Below are 6,038 nucleotides of genomic sequence, written 5' to 3' on the forward strand. Positions count from 1 at the left end.
TCAAGCTTAAGGAAGGAGTTTCCTACACTTTCGACCAGAAATCTGGTGAAATGAAGGTGAAAGGACCTAAAGGTGAGCTTACACAAAGCATTGACCCTGCCTTCAAATTGGTTGAAAACGAAGGTGAGTTGACTTTAGAGAGACCTACTGAGCAGAAGAGACACAAAGCACTACACGGATTATACCGTTCTTTGGTCAATAACATGGTAGAAGGCGTAACTGAAGGATACAAAAAGCAACTAGAGCTTGTAGGGGTAGGTTATAAAGCAACAGCGCAGAATAATGTGCTTGAGCTAAGTGTAGGTTATTCACATAATATCTGGATGTCTATACCAACTGAACTATCAGTTTCAGCTGAGACTGCCAAAGGTCAGAATCCTGTAATTACATTAGAAGGTACCGACAAGCAATTAATAGGTCAGGTAGCTGCTAAGATAAAATCACTTAGAAAAGTTGAGCCATACAAAGGTAAAGGTATCAAGTTTGTTGGTGAGCATGTTAGACGTAAAGCTGGTAAGCAGGCTGCTAAATAATAAAGGAAATGGCATTTAATAAATATAAAAGAAGACAGAGAATTAAAGGCGGTATCAGACGCAAAATCAACGGTACTGCTGAAAGGCCAAGACTTTCTGTATACAAGAGTAACAAAGGTATTTACGCCCAGCTTATAGATGATACAAAAGGACATACGATAGCAATGTCTAACTCTAAAGAGCTAGGAAGCGACAAGGTAAACCTTGAAGTTTCTGAAAATGTAGGGAAGAAATTGGCTGAGAAAGCATCTGCAGAAGGTATAAAGACTATCGTTTTTGATAGAAACGGATACTTGTATCACGGAAAAATTAAAGCTTTGGCAGATGGTGTCAGAGATGGAGGTCTAAAATTTTAAAGCATTATGTCTCAAAGTAATATAAGATCAGTAAAAGCTAGTGAAATAGACCTTAAAGAAAAGGTTGTTGCCATTAAGCGTGTTGCTAAGGTAGTTAAGGGTGGTAGAAGATTTAGTTTCTCTGCTATCGTAGTTGTTGGAGACGGCAACGGTGTTGTAGGATACGGCCTTGGTAAAGCAAATGAGGTAACTGACGCTATCACTAAAGGAATTGATGACGCCAAAAAGAACTTAGTAAAAGTGCCTGTAATTAAAGGTACTGTTCCTCACGAGTCATTAGGTAAATATAGTGGTGGTTTCGTACTACTTAAGCCTGCAGCTCCTGGTACAGGTGTTATCGCAGGTGGTGCGATGCGTGCGGTATTAGAAAGTGCTGGTGTACACAATGTACTGGCCAAATCTAAAGGATCTTCTAACCCTCATAACGTGGTAAAAGCAACTTTTGATGCTCTGACCAACATGAGAGACCCTTATACAGTGGCTCAGCAAAGAGGTATTTCATTATCTAAAGTTTTCAACGGATAAGATTATGGCAAAAGTTAGAATAGCGCAGATTAAAAGCACGATCAAACGTCCTGAAAATCAGAAGCGTACAATAAAGGCCCTAGGTCTTGGTAAGATAAATAGAGCGGTAGAGGTTGAACTTACACCTCAAATAGCAGGAATGATTAATAAAGTTAATCACTTGGTAACCGTAACTGAAATATAAAAATTAATCCGAGTCTATTAAATTAGGCGTTAGGCAAAATAAAAATCAGATGAAATTAAGTACACTAAAACCTGCAGAAGGTTCAGTAAAAAATAAAAAGAGAATTGGTAGAGGACAAGGTTCTGGTAGAGGTGGTACTTCTACAAGAGGTCACAAAGGTGCCAAGTCTCGTTCTGGTTACTCAAAAAAGATAGGTTTTGAAGGTGGGCAAATGCCTTTACAAAGAAGGGTGCCTAAGTTTGGCTTTACTAGTCCAAACAGAATTGAGTATAAGGCTATTAACTTATCATCAATTCAGAAACTTATCGATGAGGCTAAAGTTAAAGCTATCGATGTACAGACATTAGTAGAACATGGCTTGGCTGGTAAAAATGATGTGATTAAAATTCTCGGTAATGGAGAATTGAAAACAAAAGTTGATGTTACAGCCCATGCTTTTTCTGCTTCTGCTTCAAAAGCAATAGAGGCAGCAGGAGGAAAAGTTACTAAGCTTTAATTATGAAAAAATTTTTTACTACCATAAAGAATATCTTCTCGATTGAAGATCTCAGAGTTAGGATTCTAAATACTGTTGGATTCCTAATGATTTTCAGACTGGGGTCTTTTATCGTATTACCTGGTGTAGATCCTGACCTTTTAGGTGAAGGTACATCAGGAGGAATATTTGACTTTATTAATACATTCCTTGGAGGCTCATTTAGTAGAGCTTCAATTTTTGCGTTAGGTATAATGCCATATATATCAGCTTCAATTGTTATACAATTGATGACAGTGGCGGTCCCTTACTTCCAAAAGTTGCAAAAGGAAGGCGAGTCAGGTAGAAAGAAATTAACTCAAATAACAAGAGTTTTAACCATTGCAATCACAGCAGCGCAAGGGGGTAGCTACCTGGCGGTAACAATACCTTCAGAAGCGATTTACAACCCAGGAGTATTCTTCTCTGTATCTTCAGTAATTATACTCGTAGCTGGTACTATGTTCTGTATGTGGTTAGGTGAGCGTATTACTGATAAAGGTATAGGTAACGGTATCTCGATGCTGATCATGATTGGTATCATTTCTAGATTGCCTGGTTCATTATTAGGTGAAGCTGTTTCTAGAGGAATGAGTGGTGCATTAATGTTCGTATTAGAAATTGTTGCTCTATTCTTCATCGTTATGGCAGTAGTGATGTTAACACAAGCTACCCGAAGAATACCAATTCAGTATGCGAAACAGGTTATAGGTAATAAACTGTATGGTGGTAAAAGAGATTATATTCCATTAAAAGTGAATGCGTCAGGTGTAATGCCTATCATCTTTGCTCAGGCATTGATGTTCATTCCGCCAATGATCGCTGGCTTATGGTCAGACAGTGATGTAGGAGCTTATATAGGAGCTACGTTTGCAGATCCTTACGGATGGCAATACAATTTAGTATTTGGAATTTTAATACTATTGTTTACGTTCTTCTACACTGCGATTACGGTTAACCCTAATGATATTGCAGACAACCTGAAAAGAAATGGTGGTTTCATCCCAGGTATTAAGCCAGGGAAACAAACTTCCGAATTTATAGATCAGGTATTGACAAAAATAACTTTACCAGGCTCTATTTTCTTAGCGATAGTGGCTGTATTACCAGCATTTGCTGTACAGGCAGGTGTTAGTGCAGGTTTCGCTCAGTTCTACGGAGGTACTTCCCTTTTAATTATGGTAGGTGTTGTACTAGATACCTTACAGCAGATTGAAAGTTATCTTCTAATGAGACATTATGAAGGTATGATGAAGTCTGGAAAAGTGAAAGGACGTTCTCAAATTGCAGCTGCTTAGGTTATAATGATTCATTATAAGTCTAAGGAAGAGGTAGAGATAATAAAAGAAAGTGCGCAGATCTTAGGAAAAGCGCATGGTGAAGTGGCTAAAATGGTTAAGCCGGGTGTTAAAACCATAGAGCTTGACAAAATAGCCGAAGAATATATAAGAGATAACGGAGGGGTTCCATCGTTTAAAAATTACAATGGTTTTCCTTCATCGTTGTGTATCTCACTTAATGAAAATGTAGTCCATGGTTTTCCAAGTGATTACGAGCTGGAAGAAGGCGATATAATCTCAGTTGATTGTGGGGTCTTTTTCAAAGGTTTTCACAGTGACTCGGCTTATACTTATCCTGTGGGAAAAGTAAGTGATGATGTACAACAGTTATTGAAGGTGACAAAAGAGTCGCTCTATAAAGGTATTGAAGAAGCAGTTTGTGGGAATCGAATAGGAGACATAGCCTATGCCATTCAAAACCATGCCGAACAATTTGGTTATGGTATTGTAAGAGAGCTAGTAGGCCATGGTCTTGGCAGAGATTTACACGAGAGTCCGGAAGTTCCTAATTATGGTAAACGAGGCAAAGGCCCTAAGCTTAAAGAAGGCTTAGTGATAGCCATCGAGCCCATGATTAACTTAGGAGCTAGAAGTGTGGTGCAAGAGGCAGACGGATGGACCATAAGAACTGCAGACAGGAAGCCATCAGCTCATTACGAGCACACTGTGGCGATCTTTAAAGAGGGAACCGAAGTGTTAACAACACATAAGTATATAGAAGAGAACTTTAAATTTTAATATGGCGAAGCAAAAATCTATAGAACAAGATGGTACAATTAGTGAGGCCCTTTCTAACGCAATGTTTAGAGTTGAATTAGAAAACGGACATGAGGTAATTGCACACATCTCTGGAAAAATGAGAATGAACTATATTAAAATTTTACCGGGTGACAAGGTAAAACTAGAGATGTCACCTTACGATTTGACAAAAGGAAGAATTGTTTATCGATATAAATAAAAGAAATGAAAGTTAAAGCTTCAGTAAAAAAGCGTAGCGCTGATTGCAAGATTATCAGAAGAAAGGGAAAGGTCTACGTGATCAACAAAAAAAATCCAAGGTTTAAACAAAGACAAGGCTAAACTATGGCAAGAATAGCAGGAGTAGATATACCCGATAATAAGCGTGGTGAAATTGCTTTAACCTATATTTTCGGTATAGGTAGAAGTACAGCTCAGAACATACTAACTGAGGCTGGCATTGATTGGAGCAAAAAAGCTCAAGATTGGACAGATGATGAAGCAAGTAAGATTCGTTCAATTATCAGTGAGAATCATAAGGTAGAGGGTGTACTCAAATCAGAAGTACAGATGAGTATTAAGCGTTTGCTTGATATAGGATGTTACAGAGGGTTGAGACACAGAAGAGGGCTACCTGTTCGAGGTCAAAGAACTAAGAACAACTCGAGAACCAGAAAGGGTAAGAGAAAAACCGTAGCCAATAAAAAGAAAGCTACTAAATAATAGTAACTAAAAGACATGGCACAAAAAAGAAAAGATAAAGCAAAAAAACGCGTAGTAGCAGTTGAGGCTATAGGTGAAGCGCATATCAAGGCTTCATTTAACAACATTATTATCTCCATGACAAATACAACCGGTCAGGTTATTTCATGGGCTTCTGCTGGAAAAATGGGTTTCAAAGGCTCTAAGAAAAACACTCCTTACGCTGCTCAAATGGCAGCTCAGGATTGTGCTCAAAAGGCTTACGATCTTGGTTTAAGAAAGGTTGAAGTATACGTAAAAGGTCCTGGAGCTGGTAGAGAATCAGCCATCAGAACCATCCAAAATACTGGTATTGAGATTACAGTAATCAAAGATGTTACTCCTCTACCACACAATGGTTGTAGACCGCCTAAGAGAAGAAGAGTATAATAATATTAATAGAAAAGACATTTTATAATGGCAAGATATAGAGGTCCTAAAACGAAAATCGCCAGAAGATTTAATGAACCAATCTTCGGTCCAAGTAAGGCTCTTCAGAAGAAAAGCTACCCTCCTGGCCAGCATGGTCGTGGTAGAAGAAGAAAAGAGTCTGAATATGCAGTTCAGTTAAAGGAAAAGCAAAAAGCAAAATACACTTACGGTGTATTAGAGAAGCAGTTCTCTAACTTGTTCGACAAGGCTTCAAGAAAGTCTGGAGTAACAGGTGAGATATTACTTCAACTGTTAGAAACAAGATTGGACAACGCAGTATTTCGTTTAGGAATTGCTCCAACTCGAAGAGCTGCTAGACAACTTGTACTTCACAAACACATAACTGTTAATGGAGGTATTGTTAATATCCCTTCAGTAGCATTGAAACCAGGTGACGTTGTGGCTGTAAGAGAGAGATCTAAATCTTTAGAAGCTGTTACGGATAGTTTGGCTTCTCATGGAGCTAAAAACTTCCCTTGGTTAGAGTGGGATGGGAGTGAAATGGTTGGAAAATTAGTTGCTTTCCCTCAGAGAGATGAAATTCCTGAGAACATTAATGAGCAGCTAATCGTAGAACTTTACTCGAAATAATTTCTATAAAATATTTAGCAGTCCCACCTTTCTGGATAGGTGGGACTATAACTTTAAAAAGTTAATTTAACTATGTCAATTTTA

At 38.3% G+C, this 6,038-nt stretch carries 12 protein-coding genes; all 12 read left to right on the top strand.

The window, feature by feature from the left end; genetic code table 11:
* Positions 1-533 (top strand): 50S ribosomal protein L6 (gene rplF / locus E1176_RS14320; protein ID WP_155211330.1); only part of this gene is annotated, 533 nt, incomplete at its 5' end.
* An 8-nt stretch (positions 534-541) separates the two neighbouring features.
* Positions 542-889: a 50S ribosomal protein L18 gene (gene rplR, locus E1176_RS14325; protein WP_155211320.1), complete on the top strand. Its 348-nt coding sequence runs from the start codon at positions 542-544 to the stop codon at positions 887-889.
* A 6-nt stretch (positions 890-895) separates the two neighbouring features.
* Entirely contained in the window at positions 896-1,414 is a 519-nt protein-coding gene (rpsE, locus tag E1176_RS14330) for a 30S ribosomal protein S5 (RefSeq protein ID WP_155211321.1), read from the top strand.
* Between the two features lie 4 nt (positions 1,415-1,418).
* Positions 1,419-1,598 carry a 50S ribosomal protein L30 gene (rpmD, locus tag E1176_RS14335; protein WP_155211322.1) on the top strand — a complete coding sequence of 60 codons (180 nt, stop codon included), beginning with the start codon at positions 1,419-1,421 and terminating at the stop codon, positions 1,596-1,598.
* 49 nt (positions 1,599-1,647) lie between these two features.
* Complete coding sequence (gene rplO, locus E1176_RS14340; protein WP_155211323.1) at positions 1,648-2,094, top strand: 50S ribosomal protein L15; 447 nt, start codon at positions 1,648-1,650, stop codon at positions 2,092-2,094.
* Between the two features lie 2 nt (positions 2,095-2,096).
* Complete coding sequence (secY, locus tag E1176_RS14345; protein WP_155211324.1) at positions 2,097-3,410, top strand: preprotein translocase subunit SecY; 1,314 nt, start codon at positions 2,097-2,099, stop codon at positions 3,408-3,410.
* Between the two features lie 6 nt (positions 3,411-3,416).
* Positions 3,417-4,190, top strand: a complete 774-nt coding sequence (map, locus tag E1176_RS14350) for a type I methionyl aminopeptidase (RefSeq protein ID WP_155211325.1) — start codon at positions 3,417-3,419, stop codon at positions 4,188-4,190.
* Between the two features lies 1 nt (position 4,191).
* Positions 4,192-4,410 carry a translation initiation factor IF-1 gene (infA, locus tag E1176_RS14355; RefSeq protein ID WP_155211326.1) on the top strand — a complete coding sequence of 73 codons (219 nt, stop codon included), beginning with the start codon at positions 4,192-4,194 and terminating at the stop codon, positions 4,408-4,410.
* 5 nt (positions 4,411-4,415) lie between these two features.
* Positions 4,416-4,532, top strand: coding sequence for a type B 50S ribosomal protein L36 (gene ykgO, locus E1176_RS14360; protein ID WP_002695078.1), 117 nt, complete (start codon positions 4,416-4,418; stop codon positions 4,530-4,532).
* A gap of 3 nt (positions 4,533-4,535) precedes the next feature.
* Positions 4,536-4,913 (top strand): 30S ribosomal protein S13, encoded by a 378-nt coding sequence (gene rpsM / locus E1176_RS14365; protein ID WP_155211327.1) that lies wholly within the window; start codon positions 4,536-4,538, stop codon positions 4,911-4,913.
* A 15-nt stretch (positions 4,914-4,928) separates the two neighbouring features.
* Positions 4,929-5,321 carry a 30S ribosomal protein S11 gene (rpsK, locus tag E1176_RS14370; protein WP_155211328.1) on the top strand — a complete coding sequence of 131 codons (393 nt, stop codon included), beginning with the start codon at positions 4,929-4,931 and terminating at the stop codon, positions 5,319-5,321.
* A 27-nt stretch (positions 5,322-5,348) separates the two neighbouring features.
* The gene (gene rpsD / locus E1176_RS14375) at positions 5,349-5,954 is read left to right on the top strand and encodes a 30S ribosomal protein S4 (RefSeq protein ID WP_155211329.1); all 606 of its coding nucleotides are present in this window, start codon (positions 5,349-5,351) and stop codon (positions 5,952-5,954) included.
* Positions 5,955-6,038: the final 84 nt, after the last annotated feature.

The sequence above is a fragment of the Fulvivirga aurantia genome, from assembly GCF_009711475.1.
Taxonomy (GTDB): domain Bacteria; phylum Bacteroidota; class Bacteroidia; order Cytophagales; family Cyclobacteriaceae; genus Fulvivirga; species Fulvivirga aurantia.

What these genes read in the sequence shown, in the direction of transcription:
- rplR (WP_155211320.1), top strand. Translation starts at nt 542, where the DNA reads ATGGCATTTAATAAATATAAAAGAAGACAGAGAATTAAAGGCGGTATC.
- rpsE (WP_155211321.1), top strand. Translation starts at nt 896, where the DNA reads ATGTCTCAAAGTAATATAAGATCAGTAAAAGCTAGTGAAATAGACCTT.
- rpmD (WP_155211322.1), top strand. Translation starts at nt 1,419, where the DNA reads ATGGCAAAAGTTAGAATAGCGCAGATTAAAAGCACGATCAAACGTCCT.
- rplO (WP_155211323.1), top strand. Translation starts at nt 1,648, where the DNA reads ATGAAATTAAGTACACTAAAACCTGCAGAAGGTTCAGTAAAAAATAAA.
- secY (WP_155211324.1), top strand. Translation starts at nt 2,097, where the DNA reads ATGAAAAAATTTTTTACTACCATAAAGAATATCTTCTCGATTGAAGAT.
- map (WP_155211325.1), top strand. Translation starts at nt 3,417, where the DNA reads ATGATTCATTATAAGTCTAAGGAAGAGGTAGAGATAATAAAAGAAAGT.
- infA (WP_155211326.1), top strand. Translation starts at nt 4,192, where the DNA reads ATGGCGAAGCAAAAATCTATAGAACAAGATGGTACAATTAGTGAGGCC.
- ykgO (WP_002695078.1), top strand. Translation starts at nt 4,416, where the DNA reads ATGAAAGTTAAAGCTTCAGTAAAAAAGCGTAGCGCTGATTGCAAGATT.
- rpsM (WP_155211327.1), top strand. Translation starts at nt 4,536, where the DNA reads ATGGCAAGAATAGCAGGAGTAGATATACCCGATAATAAGCGTGGTGAA.
- rpsK (WP_155211328.1), top strand. Translation starts at nt 4,929, where the DNA reads ATGGCACAAAAAAGAAAAGATAAAGCAAAAAAACGCGTAGTAGCAGTT.
- rpsD (WP_155211329.1), top strand. Translation starts at nt 5,349, where the DNA reads ATGGCAAGATATAGAGGTCCTAAAACGAAAATCGCCAGAAGATTTAAT.